This window comes from Mucilaginibacter sp. OAE612, assembly GCF_041806395.1.
Lineage (GTDB): Bacteria > Bacteroidota > Bacteroidia > Sphingobacteriales > Sphingobacteriaceae > Mucilaginibacter > Mucilaginibacter rubeus.
This window is the reverse complement of the sequence record NZ_JBGMUW010000001.1, coordinates 473,683-491,494: the sequence shown is the minus strand read 5'-3', so window position 1 is coordinate 491,494 and position 17,812 is coordinate 473,683. Positions and strand designations below refer to the sequence as shown.

Annotated in this window: 14 protein-coding genes and 1 pseudogene; 6 read left to right on the top strand and 9 right to left on the bottom strand. The window is 42.1% G+C overall.

From position 1 onward, the window contains the following. Nucleotides 1-22: 22 nt before the first annotated feature. The 3 genes and pseudogenes from ABID99_RS02140 (at nucleotide 23) to ABID99_RS02130 (ending at nucleotide 1,634) form a co-directional block, all read left to right on the top strand. Nucleotides 23-541, top strand: a complete 519-nt coding sequence (locus ABID99_RS02140) for a hypothetical protein (protein ID WP_373612702.1) — start codon at nucleotides 23-25, stop codon at nucleotides 539-541. 12 nt (nucleotides 542-553) lie between these two features. Continuing rightward, nucleotides 554-787 (top strand): annotated as a pseudogene (locus ABID99_RS02135) (energy transducer TonB); the annotation flags it as partial. Between the two features lie 34 nt (nucleotides 788-821). Then, nucleotides 822-1,634, top strand: a complete 813-nt coding sequence (locus ABID99_RS02130; RefSeq protein ID WP_090528737.1) for an enoyl-ACP reductase — start codon at nucleotides 822-824, stop codon at nucleotides 1,632-1,634. Between the two features lie 70 nt (nucleotides 1,635-1,704). Here ABID99_RS02130 and ABID99_RS02125 read toward each other — a convergent pair whose 3' ends face one another. Next, nucleotides 1,705-2,082, bottom strand: coding sequence for a hypothetical protein (locus ABID99_RS02125; RefSeq protein WP_090528741.1), 378 nt, complete (start codon nucleotides 2,080-2,082; stop codon nucleotides 1,705-1,707). A gap of 144 nt (nucleotides 2,083-2,226) precedes the next feature. Between ABID99_RS02125 and ABID99_RS02120 the strand changes: the two genes are divergently transcribed. After that, nucleotides 2,227-3,336 carry a carboxypeptidase-like regulatory domain-containing protein gene (locus ABID99_RS02120; protein WP_373612701.1) on the top strand — a complete coding sequence of 370 codons (1,110 nt, stop codon included), beginning with the start codon at nucleotides 2,227-2,229 and terminating at the stop codon, nucleotides 3,334-3,336. Nucleotides 3,337-3,580: 244 nt separating this feature from the next. Here ABID99_RS02120 and ABID99_RS02115 read toward each other — a convergent pair whose 3' ends face one another. After that, nucleotides 3,581-6,115, bottom strand: coding sequence for an ATP-dependent Clp protease ATP-binding subunit (locus ABID99_RS02115; RefSeq protein WP_090528747.1), 2,535 nt, complete (start codon nucleotides 6,113-6,115; stop codon nucleotides 3,581-3,583). Between the two features lie 525 nt (nucleotides 6,116-6,640). On the opposite strand from ABID99_RS02115, the gene ettA reads away from it, so the two are divergent. Next, nucleotides 6,641-8,323 carry an energy-dependent translational throttle protein EttA gene (gene ettA, locus ABID99_RS02110; protein ID WP_090528750.1) on the top strand — a complete coding sequence of 561 codons (1,683 nt, stop codon included), beginning with the start codon at nucleotides 6,641-6,643 and terminating at the stop codon, nucleotides 8,321-8,323. Nucleotides 8,324-8,409: 86 nt separating this feature from the next. Beyond that, nucleotides 8,410-8,826, top strand: coding sequence for an SMI1/KNR4 family protein (locus tag ABID99_RS02105; protein WP_373612699.1), 417 nt, complete (start codon nucleotides 8,410-8,412; stop codon nucleotides 8,824-8,826). A 205-nt stretch (nucleotides 8,827-9,031) separates the two neighbouring features. On the opposite strand, the gene ABID99_RS02100 is transcribed toward ABID99_RS02105, so the two are convergent. The 7 genes from ABID99_RS02100 to ABID99_RS02070 all read right to left on the bottom strand — a co-directional run bounded on the left by ABID99_RS02100 (nucleotide 9,032) and on the right by ABID99_RS02070 (nucleotide 17,706). Further along, the gene (locus tag ABID99_RS02100; protein WP_373612698.1) at nucleotides 9,032-9,841 is read right to left on the bottom strand and encodes an SDR family oxidoreductase; all 810 of its coding nucleotides are present in this window, start codon (nucleotides 9,839-9,841) and stop codon (nucleotides 9,032-9,034) included. Nucleotides 9,842-10,113: 272 nt separating this feature from the next. Next, nucleotides 10,114-11,436: an MFS transporter gene (locus ABID99_RS02095; protein WP_373612697.1), complete on the bottom strand. Its 1,323-nt coding sequence runs from the start codon at nucleotides 11,434-11,436 to the stop codon at nucleotides 10,114-10,116. A gap of 140 nt (nucleotides 11,437-11,576) precedes the next feature. Further along, nucleotides 11,577-12,959: a M20/M25/M40 family metallo-hydrolase gene (locus ABID99_RS02090; protein ID WP_373612696.1), complete on the bottom strand. Its 1,383-nt coding sequence runs from the start codon at nucleotides 12,957-12,959 to the stop codon at nucleotides 11,577-11,579. Between the two features lie 209 nt (nucleotides 12,960-13,168). Next, entirely contained in the window at nucleotides 13,169-15,268 is a 2,100-nt protein-coding gene (gene recG / locus ABID99_RS02085; protein WP_090528762.1) for an ATP-dependent DNA helicase RecG, read from the bottom strand. 418 nt (nucleotides 15,269-15,686) lie between these two features. Beyond that, complete coding sequence (locus ABID99_RS02080; RefSeq protein WP_373612695.1) at nucleotides 15,687-16,064, bottom strand: RidA family protein; 378 nt, start codon at nucleotides 16,062-16,064, stop codon at nucleotides 15,687-15,689. Continuing rightward, the gene (locus tag ABID99_RS02075) at nucleotides 16,061-16,204 is read right to left on the bottom strand and encodes a DUF6728 family protein (protein WP_162997005.1); all 144 of its coding nucleotides are present in this window, start codon (nucleotides 16,202-16,204) and stop codon (nucleotides 16,061-16,063) included. The genes ABID99_RS02080 and ABID99_RS02075 overlap by 4 nt, the downstream gene beginning before the upstream one ends. A gap of 137 nt (nucleotides 16,205-16,341) precedes the next feature. Further along, a complete protein-coding gene (locus tag ABID99_RS02070; protein ID WP_090528769.1) occupies nucleotides 16,342-17,706 on the bottom strand; it encodes an OmpA family protein in 1,365 nt (454 codons plus the stop codon). Nucleotides 17,707-17,812: the final 106 nt, after the last annotated feature.

Genomic DNA, 17,812 nt, shown 5'->3' with positions numbered 1-17,812 from the left:
ATTACATATAACCTAAACCGTGATGAGAACATTTTTATGCGCGATACTGCTGCTGGTTTCGATCAATTTATCGGCTCAAAAAAGCAAACCCGATACGGTTATTAAGCGTGACACTATTAACCTGCGTGGGTATATTTACGACAGCATGGGTAAACCCATCAGGCACATCGGTATACAATCAACAAACACCTGGATGGAAGCACCTTCATGGCACGTGGGCACTATGACCGATACTACCGGTTATTTTGAATTAAAAGGGGCAAAGTTTAATGATACTCTAACTTTTGAAGAAAGTGTGTTATATAATGCCGTCCCGGTTTATAATAAAGGTAGCAGGTATATGATCATTTACCTGGCTTCGTTACCTCCGATAGATATAACTGCTCAAAACCCTATAGCTATTACCGCTGTTCGTAAACACAAAAAAGTGACACCGATATTTAACGTAACTTACAGTACAGCTAATATTGATAAATTTAGCTTTCAAGCACCCCCAAAATTTGAAGGCGGAAACGGGCACTTTACTGAACTGATAAAATAGCAGCTACATTACCCACCCAAAGCTATTGACAATAATATTGAGGGTACTGTAACCGTAGCTTTCCAGGTTGAAAGAGACGGCTTCCCTGTTAAATTTAAAGTATTGAAAGGTATAGGTTACGGCTGCGAGGAAGTGCTGATCAACATTATCAAATCCCTCCCCCACTGGCGACCGGCGATTGAAAATGGGAGACCGGTGGCGGTGCCTCAAACTGTTTCGGTTGAATTTAAACTAACTGATAAATAATTATAACTTTGCTTCAATTATAAAAACTTAACAAATGGCTTATAATTTATTAAAAGGTAAAAAAGGCATCATTTTCGGTGCACTAAATGAGCAATCAATAGCCTGGAAGGTAGCACAGCGTGCCGTACAGGAAGGTGCTGAAATTGTATTATCAAACGCCCCTATTGCTTTACGCATGGGCGAACTCAATAAACTGGCTGAAGAATGTAACGCGCCGGTTATTGGTGCCGATGTTACCAATGGCGATGATATCAATAACCTGTTCACCAAAACCATGGAGCATTTTGGCGGCAAGGTTGACTTCATCCTGCACTCAATAGGCATGAGCGTTAACGTACGCAAAAACATCCCTTACTTTGAAAACAATTACGATTTTACCCATAAAGGGTTTGATATATCTGCATTAAGCCTTCACCGCATTTTGCAGGCTGCCATGAAACATGATGCCATTAATGAATGGGGATCGGTATTGGCTTTAAGCTATATCGCCGCTCAGCGTTATTTCCCTGGCTACAATGACATGGCCGATAACAAAGCAGTATTAGAAAGCATTGCCCGTAACTTTGGTTATGAATATGGCATGGCTAAAAAAGTACGTGTTAATACCATCTCTCAGTCGCCAACTCGTACAACCGCAGGTTCGGGCGTAAAAGGCTTCGACGGCTTTATTGAGTTTGCCGAAAAAATGAGCCCGCTGGGTAATGCTGATGCTGATCAGTGCGCTGATTACTGCGTTACTATGTTTAGCGATTTAACCAAAATGGTTACCATGCAAAACCTTTTCCATGACGGTGGTTTTTCTTACACTGGCGTAACCCAGGCGGTTATTGACCAGATGGGGAAATAATTTCAAATGTTCTTAAACAAAAAGGAGCGTTGCGTTTGCAAGGCTCCTTTTTGTTTTGAGTTAGATTGGATTACGGCACCAATACTATTTTCACTTTTCGGGGATCTGGTTTAGCTGGCACTGTACCATCAGCATTTTGAGCATCTATGTATAACACACCATTGCCGTACTCAGCTCTAAATGTTACACCTCCATACACATTAGGCAATTGCTCATACGTCCCATTGTTATCCAGGTATACCAAAACAGCGCCATGCTTATCATAATAATCTGTAATTTCAGGAACATTTAAAGTTGATGTATATCCACCAACGTCACTATTAGCAACAAAAGCTGGTAGGGTATCAAAAATAGTGGTAGCGCTCGGGCTGGTAGTTACATATTCCTTTTTACACGATGTTGCAGCAAGTACTATAGTGCAGCAAATTAAAGTCAAGATTTTTTTCATAAAGTATTGCGTTAGTTATATAACTGTTTGAACAAAAAATTGTTCAAAGGTTTAAACGTTTTTTAAATTATTTTATTTCGAACCTTATTTCCTGATGTTTTTTCGCCACTTTTGATTAACTAATACTTTAGTTTAACTTTGGCTATGCATAAGTCCTTCTTACTTTTATCGTTACTGATACCAACATATTGCCTTGCCCAAATAAAAATTACCGGCAAAGTGATTAATATGACCGATACCAAACCTGTGCCCAACGCAAGTGTATTTTTAAACAACGCCCAGGTAGGCAATAAAACGGCCGATGACGGAACTTTTACTTTAAGTAATGTAAAGCCCGGCAAATATGATTTTATTATATCTATAGTAGGTTATGAAACCTACACCTATAGTTTGCAAACGGGCAATGCCGATATCAATCTCGGTACCATCAGCATTATCCCCAAAACCTTTCAGCTAAATGAGGTTAAGATCAGGCCTGATCCTAACCGTGAAAAATACTATGCCATTTTCAGGCAGCAATTTTTAGGCTATTCGGACAATTCCGCTAAATGTAAAATCCTGAACTCAGATGTGCTTGATTTCGATTATGATGAAGCTACCCGAATCCTAAAAGCTACTTCTCACGATTTCCTAGAGATTGAAAACAAGGCTCTTGGCTATAGGATAAAGTACAAACTAACCAACTTCAATTACAACCCGGCAAAAGCTATGCTATACTATGAGGGGATCTCCAATTTCGAAGACCTGAAGGGAACCGAAAAACAAAAGCGTAAATGGCGTAAAGAACGACAATCAGCGTACCTTGGTTCATATATGCATTTCTATCGGTCGGCTATAAAAGACAGTCTCACACAAGAAAACTTTGTTGTGATGCGCCTGATCCGTAAACCCAATCCAAATTACCACGGTGGCCTCAATAATAAATACCTGCAAAGTCTTGTCAATAAACCCTTAGATAGGGCCGACTTTTTCAAGCTAACAGACCAGGAAGGCTTATTTGCTATAGGATTTACCGATTGCCTGTATGTTATGTATACTAAAAAAGGCCGAGCCCCTTCAGATAATACCGTACAGGCTTTTAATATGCCTAACAATGCCACAACCATTATTTCTTTCGATGAGCAATATGCCTTTTTTGATAACAATGGTATTGTAGCTAATCCTCATTCTGTAATCTATGAAGGTGACTGGGGCATAAGTCGCGTTGCCGAAATGTTACCGGTCGATTATGAGCCGGTGGTGGAGAAGAAATGAGTCTGAATCAGAATTTTCAGAATTAAAGGATTTACAGAATATCGTCTGAACTCGAATTAAACGAATTGAGTGAATTATCAGAATGAAAAGGCAATTAAATAAATTCTTAAAATTCAAAAATTCGAGTTCAGACAAAAATCCGATTAATCCCAAAAATCCACTAAAATCCCGGTTCAGACAGCAAACAAAACCCCGTTCCGAAAAATCGAAACGGGGTTTTAATATTACTTACAGTATTGCAAAATTACTTTTGCTCTTCCTGCTCTGGTTTTTTGCTTTCGCCTTTGCGGTCGGTGATTTTGATCTCTTTGGTTTCAGTATCAAAATCAACTACCATCACGTCACCTTCGGCCAATTCACCTTTAAGGATCTCTTCGGCAATCGGGTCTTCCAGGTATTTCTGGATGGCGCGTTTAAGCGGCCTTGCACCAAACTGCGAGTCGTAACCTTTATCGGCAATGAACTCCTTGGCAGCTTCAGTAAGCTCAATTTTGAAACCTAAGCCATTTACACGGCTAAACAGGTAGGCAAGCTCGATATCGATGATCCTGAAGATCTCTTCTTTACCTAATGAGTTAAATACGATAACATCATCAATACGGTTCAGGAACTCAGGGGCAAATGCACGTTTCAATGCATTCTCGATAACACCGCGTGAATGGCTTTCGGCCTGTAAAGTTTTAGCATTAGTGCTGAAACCTACGCCCTGGCCAAAGTCTTTCAACTGACGGGCACCGATGTTTGATGTCATGATGATGATAGTATTCCTGAAATCAACCTTACGGCCTAATGAATCAGTCAACTGACCTTCATCCAACACCTGTAACAGGATATTGAATACATCAGGGTGAGCTTTTTCGATCTCATCCAATAACACTACGGCATAAGGTTTACGGCGTACTTTTTCAGTTAACTGTCCACCTTCTTCGTAACCTACATAACCTGGAGGCGCACCTACTAAACGGGATACCGCGAATTTCTCCATGTACTCGCTCATGTCAATCTGGATCAGGGCATCTTCAGTGTCAAACATAAAGCGGGCAAGCTCTTTAGCAAGCTCGGTTTTACCAACACCTGTAGGGCCCAGGAAGATGAATGAACCAATAGGTTTTTTAGGATCTTTTAAACCTGCACGCGTACGTTGTATAGCACGGGTTAGCTTTTTGATAGCCTCATCCTGACCAATGATCTTGCTGGCAACAGTATCGCTCATATGCAGCAGTTTCTGACTGTCGGCCTGGCCTACACGTTGTACAGGGATGCCGGTCATCATAGATACAACTTCGGCAACGTTGTCTTCAGTTACAGTATAGCGTTTTGATTTTGTTTCGGCTTCCCAAACAGCTTTTGCCTGGTCAAGCTCAACTAACAAATTCTTTTCAGTATCACGCAATTGAGCAGCTTCTTCATATTTCTGGCTGCGAACAACTTTGTTTTTCTCAATCTTGATCTGCTCTATCTTTTGCTCAATATCCAAAATGTTTTGAGGCACGTGGATATTGGTTAAGTGAACACGTGAACCTGCTTCGTCAAGCGCGTCGATAGCCTTGTCCGGTAAAAACCTGTCGGTGATGTAACGGGTGGTTAAGTTAACGCAAGCATTGATAGCTTCTGGAGTATAAGTAACACCGTGGTGCTCTTCATATTTATCCTTAATGCGGTTCAGGATCTCGATAGTTTCAGTCGGCGTAGCCGGCTCAACCATTACCTTTTGGAAACGACGGTCCAAAGCACCATCTTTTTCAATGTACTGGCGGTATTCATCTAAAGTGGTTGCGCCAATGCATTGTATCTCTCCCCTCGCCAAAGCCGGTTTAAACATGTTTGATGCATCAAGCGAACCTGAAGCACCACCAGCGCCTACTATAGTATGGATCTCGTCAATAAACAAAATTACATCAGGTGATTTTTCCAGTTCGTTCATTACCGCTTTCATACGCTCTTCAAACTGGCCACGGTATTTGGTACCGGCAACCAATGAGGCTAAATCAAGTGTAACTACACGCTTGTTGAACAATACACGTGATACTTTGCGCTGAACAATGCGCAATGCAAGACCTTCGGCAATGGCCGATTTACCTACACCCGGCTCACCTATTAATATAGGGTTGTTCTTTTTACGGCGCGATAGAATTTGTGATACCCTTTCGATCTCTTTTTCACGACCGACAATAGGGTCAAGCTTGCCATCTTCAGCGGCGCGGGTTAAATCGCGGCCGAAGTTATCAAGCACCGGTGTTTTTGATTTGATGTCAGATACTTTTTTAGGCTGGCTAAATGATTCTTCTTCTTTAAAATCATCATCACCGCCTGTAGGTGATCCCGGCATTTCGTCAGTAACATCGTTTTTATGCGATTCAACTTCACCCTTAAATACCTCGTAGTTTACATTAAACTGTACCAGTATTTGTGAGGCGATGTTGTCCTCATCGCGAAGGATAGACAGCAGCAGGTGCTCTGTACCAATCACATCGCTCTTAAATATTTTGGCTTCCAGATAAGTTATCTTCAATACCTTCTCGGCCTGTTTTGTTAACGGGATGCTGCCGATATGTACGTTTGTTCCAATAGTTCCCTTTACTGCATCCTCAACGGCGCGGCGAAGTTTTGCGGTATCAACGTTCAATCCCTTCAGCAATTTAATTGCTACACCATCCCCATCGCGGATAAGCCCAAGCAAAAGATGTTCTGTACCAATATAGTCATGCCCAAGGCGTAATGCCTCTTCCCTGCTATATTGAATAACATCCTTTACCCTCGGCGAAAATTTAGCTTCCATATATACCTTTCTAATTATTGAACGCCCTAATGTATAAATTATGTTTTTACAAATTACGACGCCTGTTTACTTTCATCAACAATATTGCCAACATTTAATGCTTTGCAGAAACAGACATTGTAATGATACGCAATGTATCAAAGTTTGGCATCAATCAACAGTTTTTATCTGAAAAGCCCGCTAACAAGCATTTTTTTTACAATATACGAACGAAACTTACCTGTTTGATATAAATATCCTAAAAAAGTTTGAACAAATTTCAAATATTTAATAACATTTCCACCTTTTAGGGCATTTCGTCATAAACATGACAATTAGGCATTAGCCAGCAGGTATCGTCATATAACTTATATACGGGAAACCCTCGGTGATGGTTGTGCGCTTCGCTTAAGATTCAATTAAATTTAAATTAACATTATAACTCAAAAAACAACTTAAAATTACTACCCCCCTAATCATTAATCTACAACCTCCGTTTCATCTATTTTAGCCATATTTGAATTTCTATTTATTGATCCAATTATAATGGCAGACGAAAAGATAATTTTTTCAATGGCCGGGGTGAGCAAAGTTTATCCCCCGCAAAAAACAGTATTAAAAAACATATACCTGTCGTTTTTTTACGGCGCAAAAATTGGCGTTATCGGCTTAAATGGCTCCGGTAAATCGTCATTGCTCAAAATTATTGCAGGGATTGATAAAACTAATATAGGCGAAGTGGTGTTTTCGCCGGGCTATACCGTTGGCTACCTGAGCCAGGAACCGGAACTTGATCCTGAAAAAACCGTGCGCGAAATAGTTGAGGAAGGGGTTTCTGAAACTACTGCCCTATTAAAGGAGTACGAAGAGATCAACGAAAAATTCGGTCTTCCGGAATATTATGAAGATGCCGATGCCATGGAAAAACTAATGAACCGCCAGGGCGAATTACAGGATAAAATTGATGCGGTAAACGCGTGGGAGCTGGATAGCAAACTGGAACGTGCTATGGACGCCCTCCGTTGCCCGGAACCCGACACCAAAATTTCGGTACTATCAGGAGGTGAGCGCCGCCGTGTAGCGCTATGCCGCCTGTTATTAAAAGAACCGGATGTTTTATTGCTTGATGAGCCTACCAACCACCTGGATGCCGAATCTATTGATTGGCTGGAGCAACATTTACAACAATATAAAGGAACAGTTATCGCAGTAACGCACGATAGGTATTTCCTTGACAACGTTGCCGGCTGGATCCTCGAACTCGACCGTGGAGAAGGAATCCCATGGAAAGGAAATTATTCCTCATGGTTAGATCAAAAAGCCAAGCGTTTGGCCCAGGAAGAGAAGAGCGAGAGCAAACGCCAGAAAACCCTGGAACGCGAGCTGGAGTGGGTACGCATGGGCCCGAAAGGCCGCCACGCCAAGTCAAAAGCCCGTTTAGGCAATTACGAAAAACTGGCATCTGAGGAAACTAAAGAACGCGAAGAAAAGCTGGAGCTGTTTATTCCGCCGGGCCCGCGTTTGGGTAACGTGGTAATTGAGGCCAATGGTGTTAGTAAATCATACGGCGATAAATTATTATTTGATAACCTGAGCTTTTCATTACCACCAGCTGGTATAGTTGGCATCATCGGCCCGAACGGTGCGGGTAAAACCACGCTGTTCCGTTTAATCACCGGGCAGGACCAGCCCGATGCCGGTACCTTCCGTGTAGGTGAAACTGTAGCTTTAGGTTATGTTGACCAGATGCATGATGACCTTGACCCTAACAAATCTGTTTGGGAAAACGTAACCGGCGGTTTGGAAACCATTATGGTGGGTAACCGTCCGTTAAATTCAAGGGCATATGTATCCAAGTTTAACTTTAACGGTGCCGATCAGCAGAAAAAAGTGGGTGTACTATCGGGTGGCGAGCGTAACCGTGTGCACTTATCTATCACCCTCAAAAAAGGATCGAATGTATTACTGCTGGATGAGCCAACCAACGATATCGACGTAAACACTTTACGTGCATTGGAAGAGGCCCTCGAAAACTTTGGCGGCTGCGCTGTAGTGATCAGTCACGACCGCTGGTTCCTCGACCGTATTTGTACGCACATCCTGGCCTTTGAAGGCAACTCGCAGGTTTACTTTTTTGAAGGAAACTATTCTGATTATGAAGAGAACAGGAAGAAACGTTTGGGCGATGTTGCTCCGAAAAGGATCAAGTATAAGAAGTTGACGGCGTAAGTCCGTATAAAGGCCGTATCTAAAAACAAGTGATGCGGCCTTTTTTTATAGTTTAACTGAGTTCTTTAACACGCGATCTAAATAAAATGGAAAAGCTCGAATACCTATTAAATAAATACGAGTTTGAACGGAGGTCAAAACCTTTGGAACAGAATATTTTAAACGCCCTTCCTTTTCAACTACCTGAAGACTATAAATATTACCTCGAAAATTACGGACCGTTTGGGGAGTTTATTGGCGAAAACTTTGTGCGCCTATGGCCAGGCGAAGAACTTGCAGAAGCAAACGATGGTTATGAATTTCCTGAATACAGGCCTGGTATATTAGGTATTGGCACCAACGGTGGAGGCGAATTCATTGGCATCCAATTTAGAAAAGATGGAACTCATCGTATTATTCTTTCAGATTTTCTTAATGACGAAGAAAAGTACTTTATTGAAATCGGCACATCTTTTTCAGATATGCTTATTCGATTGGATAATGGCAAAGATTGGTTTGAATAAAATAAAATCCAAAATCTGCCGTGGGTTTAGCGATAGCGTAACCCGTGGTAAAACACGCATAAAGCTTTCAGCTTTATCACTGAAGCTGAAAGCTTAAGCAATGCCCACTCCGGGTTACGCTATCGCTAAACCCGAAGTAGTTTTGAATTTAACAAAAAATGCCATCCTAACCGGATGGCATTTTTATAGCTATTGAAATAAAATCTTACTTTATCCCGTAATGATCATTCATCAATTTCTCAAACAACCCACCCGGCAATATCGCTTTTAGCGTAGGCACAATAGTTTGGCCAACCTGTCCAACCAGGTAACGATGTTTAGGGCTTGACGAAGCTACTATCGAAACCAGCTTTTTAGCTAATGATTCAGGGCTTGGGGCAATGCTTTCGTCTTTTTCCATAGCGGCAACGGCGGCATTGTATTCAGTTTCAAGCTTATCATTTTTGATAGGAAATTTAACCTTAGCGCGGTTCTGGCTAAAATCCGATTTAAAATCACCCGGATTAAGCAGGGTTACTTTAACACCTGTATTACGCAGTTCCATCCTTAAACTTTGCGAGTAGCCTTCAATAGCATATTTTGAGGCGCTGTACATACCCTGGTATGGCAAACCGAATAAACCAGCTAACGAGCTGATATTTACAATAAGTCCCTGACCTTTTTCGATCATGCCCGGCAATACTGCCGAACTAACACGGATCACACCAAAAAAGTTAACCTCAAACTGTTGCTTCGCACTTTCAACCGGCATAGCATAAGCCGGACCAGTTACACCATTGCCGGCATTGTTCACCAATACGTCGATTTTGCCTTCGGCCTTAATAATGGTGTCGATTGCTGCCTTTACCGAAGCATCGTCGGTAACATCAAGTTGAACAGGTTTAAACGATACAGATTTCATGCGGTCGAGGTTACGTGATGACCCGTAAACCATATGGCCTGCCGCCTGCAGTGCACTGGCACAAGCTAAGCCAATACCAGAAGATGCTCCTGTTACTAATATTACCTTTTTCATTGTTTGTAAGGGTGAGTTTGTTTTATTGTTTATTGGTTTGATGGTGCCGTTTTTTGGCAACGTAAAGATGTGAATTTATAATGCAGCAAAGCAAGGGGATAGATTAAAAATAATGCTGGCTACATAAAAAATTCATGATGGGAGAAGGAGGTTAAAACACATATCGTCATGCTGAACTTGTTTCAGCACCCCACGTGTTAAGCCGCCTTGCTAAGCAATTGCCGACCTTGCTTATGGGATGCTGAAACAAGTTCAGCATGACGGTTGGGGATCTATCCTTCCTTTATCCCCTCCTCACCCGGCGCGTGGATCTGCTGTAATGATAACGGGATCAATTTCTTAGTTTTCAGATAAGTAATGCCAACTATAATCATCGTCATGCTCCCACCAAATAACACCGAGGGAACTGTACCCAGCAGTTGCGCAGCCGTGCCCGATTCAAAAGCGCCGATCTCGTTAGATGAGCCGATAAACATCTGGTTCACGGCCGATACCCTGCCACGCATATGATCAGGTGTCAAAAGCTGCATCAGCGTACCTCGGATAATAACACTGATGCTATCAAAAGCTCCTTCAGTAAATATAAATAATAGCGAGAGGTAAAAATTAGTTGATAAACCAAAACATATGATTGACAAACCAAAACCGGTCACCGCAATAAGCAGGTTACGCCACGGCTTGCCCATCGGCGAAAAACGTGTCATCACCAACATAGTTAACACCGCCCCTAATGATGACATCGCCCTCATGATACCCAGTCCCTCAGCACCGACTTTTAATATTTCATTGGCAAAAACAGGCAGCAAAGCCACCGCACCACCAAAAAATACCGAAAACAGATCGAGGCTCATAGCGCCGATCATCATTTTGTTTCCAAACACAAAATGAATCCCTTCCGAAAGGCTTTTCCAGATACTTTCTTTAGGAACATATTGCGCCGGATATTGACGCAGCATGTATACCAATACCAGTGATACTAATAATAAAAATAGGATACAGCTAAACGTAGCGGTAATACCACTTAAGCCCGGTATTACTTTATCCGCATAACCGTATATTAAACCACCTGCTGCCGGGCCCAAAATAGATGCAACTTGCCAGCTGCTACTGCTCCAGGTACTGCCATTTGGATACAATTCTTTTGGGATACTGTTAGCGTAAATGGTGAATGTTGCCGGGCCATAAAAGGCACGCGCCACACCATTACAAAATATCATAGCGTACATAATAGGTACAATCCAACCAGTATGAATAATACCGCTCATGCTTTTGAGTGTTACGGTAAACATCACCAGGGATGTCAGTAACACTCCACTAAAGATCAGCAAAAGCATTTTTCGCTTTTCAGATTTATCGGCGATATAGCCGCCGTACAAAGCAATACCAATAGCCGGAATAGCCTCGCACAAGCCAATAAGGCCGAGGGCTATTTTACTATGGGTGATACTGTAAATATAAAAGCCGAGTACTACGGCCTGCATGGAATATGCAAAAGTGAAACAAAAACGCATGCCTATGTAAGATCTGAAATCTTTATAACGCAATGCTGCAAAGGAGTCTATTTTCCGGGGTTTACTATCGCCTTCTTCGGTCACTATTTATTAATTTTTAGATGTGCCGCAAAGGTAGCTATTTTTTTGAACCTTGATTTTTAGGATTAGAAGATTACCATGAATTTTATGCATGGTATCACATCAGGATCATCCTTTAATCCTAAAAATCATGGTTCGGTTCCTTACAATCCGTGCTGATCTATCAAATAAATTAACGTTGCCATACCAGCCGCGCCAAGTTCCAGCTCACGTTTGTTCACGTTTTCAAAAACGTCTTTAGCGGTATGGTGCAAGTCGAAATATCGTTGTGAATCCGGGCGGAAACCAATTAATACTACTCCCGGTACCGTTTCTTTCATCGGCTCAATATCCGTACCTGCCCCTCCGATGGTTAACTTGTCAACATCGTATGGTTCCAGGATTGATTTGAAGTTATCGTTAACTCTTTTGATAAAATCTTTTGATACATCGGCAAAGCTGAAACCGCGGGGCGTAAAGCCACCTTCGTCGGTTTCAATAGCGGCAATGTGCTGTTCTTTATTCTGAGCGGCCAGTTCGGCGTACTTGGCGCCGCCTTTATGACCGTTCTCCTCGTTCATGAAAAGCACGGCGCGTACCGAGTTTTTAGGTTTATAACCTACGGCCTTAAAAATACGCAATACCTCAACTGATTGCATGACTCCGGTACCATCGTCATGCGCGCCTTCGGCCAAATCCCATGAATCCAGGTGGCCGCCAACGGTAATAAATTTGTTAGGATTTTCAGAACCGGTAATTTCGCCTATAACGTTATATGATTTCACATCAGGCAGTAACTCGCAATTTTGCTTAAAGTAAAATTTTGCCGCCGGGAATTTCCTCAACTTAAGCATAGCGCTTAACTTATTGGCTGCTTTTGTAGAGATGGCCGCAGCTGGAATCATTTTACTGCCCGGGGCAGCAAGGGTAGCGCCGGTATGCGGATAATCATCGATGATTTCAGTGAGCGAACGTACGATTACACCGGCTGCACCAAGTTTGGCGGCTACGGCCGGCCCCATAAAACGCTGATCGCCTGCTGTGCCGTAGGCCATACCTGTTTCAATAAAACGCGGATCGAACGCGCGGTTAAAGAAAACGATCTTTCCTTTTATTACACTCTCGCCAAGGCCTTCAAGTTCTTTTATACTTTTAACCTCGATAACATTAGCTGTAATACCCGCTTTAGGCGTTGCTATCGACATACCCAGGGCAACAATTGGTACGGGGATGCGGGTTTTACCATCAATTATAGCGGCCTCCTCTTTCGCTCCGCGCACCCAATGCGGCACCATTACTTCCTGCAGGTAAACTTTATCGAAACCATAACCATCCATCAGTTTTTTACTCCAGTCGACAGCCTTTTGAGCATTGCCAGAACCGCTGAGGCGCTGACCTATATTTTTACACAGGTAATGGAGATTTTCATAACACTGGCCATTAACCAATGCTTCGTCATACATTTTGCGGATAGTTAAAGAGTCCTGTGCCTCAACTTGTGTACACAGCAATGCAGCAACAGAAAATAATAAAGTAAATTTCTTCATATATAAATAGTAAGATCAGTTTTAACAAATGTACTATTTGACAGCTAAAGGAGGAAGGGTTACGGGCATTATACTAAATTAAAAAAGACCTCATTGCGAGGTACGAAGCAATCCCAAACTTTACCCAGCGAACCTGCACAGCTACTCTGCACACCGGGGATTGCTTCGTTCCTCGCAATGACGCGGGATTATTCTGTAGTATTCCTGGCTTACGATATCTTATCCCAACTCAACCCTGCGTTCTTTACTTCAAAGGCATGATGCAAAATCTGGTTTTCGGGATGTGCCAGTTGAGGGTCTTTTTCAAATATGGCTTCAACACACTTGCGCACCTTAAAAAGCAGCTCCTGGTCGGTGGCCAGGTTGGCCAGCTTCAAATCTACCACGCCGCTTTGCTGGGTGCCTTCTATGTTGCCCGGTCCCCGCAACTGCAGGTCTATCTCCGAAATTTCAAAGCCATTGTTGGTTTTTACCATGGTATCCAAACGAATCTTGCCGTCGTGACTCAATTTATGACTGCTCATCAAAATACAATAGGATTGCTCGGCCCCGCGTCCTACCCTCCCCCTCAGCTGGTGCAATTGCGACAGGCCAAAACGCTCGGCATTTTCAATGATCATCACCGAAGCATTCGGTACGTTTACCCCTACTTCTATTACGGTAGTGGCCACCATGATCTGCGTTTCTCCTTTAATAAAACGCTGCATTTCAAAATCTTTCTCGGCAGGCTTCATTTTGCCGTGTACAATGCTAAGCCGGTAATCAGGCAGCGGAAACTCGCGCGACATGGCTTCGATGCCGTCCTGTAGGTTTTTAAGGTCGAGCTTTTCACTTTCCTGGATCAGCGGATATACTACATAGATCTGCCTGCCCAATGCTATCTCCCGTTTCATAAAACCAAACATCCGTAAGCGCTGATTTTCATAAAAATGAACCGTTTGGATAGGTTTACGACCAGCCGGCAACTGGTCAATCACTGACACATCCAGGTCACCATATAATGTCATGGCCAATGTACGGGGAATAGGTGTAGCCGTCATTACCAATATATGCGGCGGAACAGCATTTTTTCGCCAAAGTTTAGCCCGTTGCTCAACCCCAAAGCGGTGCTGTTCATCAATTACCACAAAGCCCAGGTTTTTAAACTGTACTTTATCTTCAATAAGGGCATGGGTACCAACCAATATTTTAAGCGTACCTTCTTCAAGCTTTTGATGCAACACTTTACGCTCCTTTTGTTTGGTTGAACCCGTTAATAAAGCAACCTCAATAAAATCATCGCCTACGAGGCTTTTAATGGTTTGATAATGCTGGTTGGCCAGGATCTCGGTAGGCGCCATAATACAGGTTTGAAAACCGTTATCAATAGCTATTAACATGCTCATCAGCGCTACTACGGTTTTACCGCTACCCACATCACCCTGAAGCAGACGATTCATTTGTATGCCCCGTTGAGTATCCTGCCTAATCTCCTTCAATACCCGCTTCTGCGGATCGGTTAAGGTAAAAGGCAGCTTGTGATGATAAAACTCATTAAAATAATGCCCAACTTTATCAAATACATTCCCTTTAAACTTTTGCGTATGAAGCAGTTTATTTTTAAGTAGTTTAAGCTGAAGCAGAAACAACTCTTCAAACTTCAAACGGTGTAATGCTTCATTAAGAAATGTAGCATCAGCCGGGAAATGAATGTTACGATAAGCATCGGCCCGGTTGAGCAGCTTAAACTGATTGATGATATATAAAGGCAAGTTTTCGCGTATGTCCTTAGCATGCAGATCAAGCAATACCGCAGTAAGTTTTTGAATTCCTTTGCTATCCAGCGAAAATTGTTTGAGCTTTTCTGTTGAGTTGTAAACAGGTTGTAAGGATAGGTTGCCCTGTTTTTGAGCACCCGGCATATATAACTCCATTTCGGGATGCGCCATCTGTGGCATCATATTAAAAAAGCCGGGCTTTCCGAACAATATATAAACCTTACCGGGAATAATGGTTTTCTCTATCCAGTTAATGCCTTTAAACCATACCAGCTCAATAATACCAGTATCGTCCTTAGCCTTTACCACCAGGCGGCGGCTTTGTTTTTCACCAACAATTTCTTTACTTATAATTCGCGCCAGCACCTGTACATAAGGCAGTTCTTCACGTATCTCCCTTACCTTATAAAAGCGGGTACGGTCAATATACCTGAACGGGAAATGGCGCAGCAGATCCTCAAAGGTGTGCAGTTCAAGTTCCTTTTTCAAAACCTCGGCCCTCGACTGGCCTACACCTTTTAAGTATACAAGTGGCGTTTGAAAAGGATTCATTGATTAACTGTTTTAACCTTTCTTTATAGCGGTAGAGTAAATGTAGTTTATGTGGTTTTCTTAAATTAACAGATGGCTATAAATAACCTATCGACTAATCTATAATATAACGAGACAATCGTTGGTTGGGCCAGGATGCAAGGTAAATGGAGCGTTCTTAAAATCTGCTTATCGAGTTTCATATGCAAACCTAATCTCTAACCTCTAACCGCCAATCTTTAATTTTGGGCGTTCCTGCGGCCGGGCTATCCGCTCATACGCCTGCAGGCCTTAGGCTCAAGCCGGTATCCACTCCTATCCCTAACGCATTTGTCTGAATCAGAAATTACAGAATTTAGGAATTAGCAGAATTCAAAAAATTCAGTGAACCCCTAAATCCGTATAATCCCGGTTCAGACAAAATCTGAAATCGAAAAATCTACTTAACCGCGATAACCGAGATCTCAACGTTTACCCCTTTTGGTAAAGCGGATACCTGGATAGTTTCGCGGGCCGGAAAATCGGCAGTAAAATAGGTTCCGTAAACTTCGTTAACCTGTACAAAATTTTGCAGATCGGTTAAGAAGATACTGGTTTTTACTATGTTATCGAAACCTAAACCAGCTTCGGTTAAAATAGCTTTGATATTTTCCATTACCTGTGTAGCCTCCGCTTTGATATCACCGCTGATGAGTTCGCCACTTAGCGGATCAATAGGGATCTGACCCGAAACAAATAAAAAACCGCCGGCTAAGGTAGCCTGGCTATATGGCCCAATAGGGGCAGGTGCATTGTTGGTATTGATGATTGTTTTCATTTTTTAAGTATAAATACCTGTACCAGTTTCCAGATAATCCCGGCCAGGAACATAATAATAGCCAGCGCATTTATAAAATGCATCACCCTTAAATTAAAATTATCGGGGCGGTTCGGATCTTTTTTTCTGAAGAAATACATTACACAAACTTACGTAAAATTTTGCCGCTGTAAACCCATACCTATTATATAAGGTATAACTATTAAGCACAAAACCTTATAAAACAAAGAAGGCTCCGGGTTATCCGGAGCCTTCGCAAATAATATTTAATCAGATATTATTTCTTTTTGAATTGAACACGACGGTTAAGTACGCGGCCTTCTTCAGTTGAGTTGTCAGCAATTGGGTTAGTTTCACCGTAACCTTTTACTTTCACTTTCTTAGCATCAACACCAGAGTTAACTAAGTAAGTTTTTACTGAGTTAGCACGGTCTTTAGATAATGATAAGTTGTGAGCAGCAGTACCTTCAGATGAAGCGAAACCGTCAACTTCAACAGCTGAACCAGATGAACGTAAATCAGCTGAAGTAGCATCTAATACTGGATAAGATGAAGTACGTAATACTGAGCTGTCAAATTCAAACTGGATGTTTGAGTAAGCAGTAGCAGGAGCAGCAACGGTAGAATCAGCTTTAGGGAATACGATAACGCAACCAGAGCCATCAACTACGCTACCTGCAGCAGTACCTGGGCATTTGTCAAACTGATCAGCAACACCGTCACCGTCAGAGTCTTTTTTCAGGTCGTTAACTGCAGTTTCAACGTTAGCAACACGGCCTTTTAAAGCTTCAACTTCCTGACGTAAAGCTGCATCATACAGCTCGTCATACATCATAGCAACCGGGTTAACCCACTCTAATACTGGTTTCGATTTTGAACCTAAAGTAAATTCTAAACCAGCGTAACCGTATGAGTAGTGGTCTTTAGTAGGATAAGCCCTGTTGAAACCGTCAAGGTTATCGCCGTCAATATAGTTTTGAGTATAACCCAAATCTAAGGCAACAGCGTCACTTAACCTGAATTTAACACCTGCACCAACAGGGATAACCAGTTCTTTTACGTAATGAGTACCGTCAGTACCATTGTTTTTGAAATGACCGGTTATTTGGGTTCCACCGTTAATCCTTGTAATAGTTGGATCATACATCGCTAAACCGAAACCACCTTTGAAGTAGAAGTTAACAGCATTTTTACGACGGATGAAATCGATAGTAGCAACGTTAACAACCGCGCTTAAACTTCCCTGCCAGAATTTGGTATCATAGCTAACATAACCATTACGGTAAGTGCCGCCGGTACCATCATTTTCGCCTTTAATTTTACCGCCGTTCAGGTCTAATTGTAAAGCAAAAGAATGTGCTAATTGCTCTTTCAATGAAATACCATAACCAAGGCTAAGTTTTTTCTTTTGGAAATCGCTTGAACCACCGGTTGCTAATGATTGTGAGGTAACACCACCATTTACACCAATGCTAAATTTCCTGTACTGGCCTAAACCACCAAATACCTTAGCGGTTGAGGTTTCAGATGACGTTGTAGTTGCCGTTGTTTTGGTTGAATCGGTTTGCGCGTTCGCCAAACCTGCAACCATCAAAGAAGCAAAAGACAATGCGACTGTTTTCTTTAATGTAGAATAATTCATAGTTTTTAAGATTAAACGATTTTAATTGTGATTTTTTTCAAATTTAGTAATTATGTTTGAATCCATGACCAAACATTGTTCCAAAAATTGTAATAGTTACACAAAT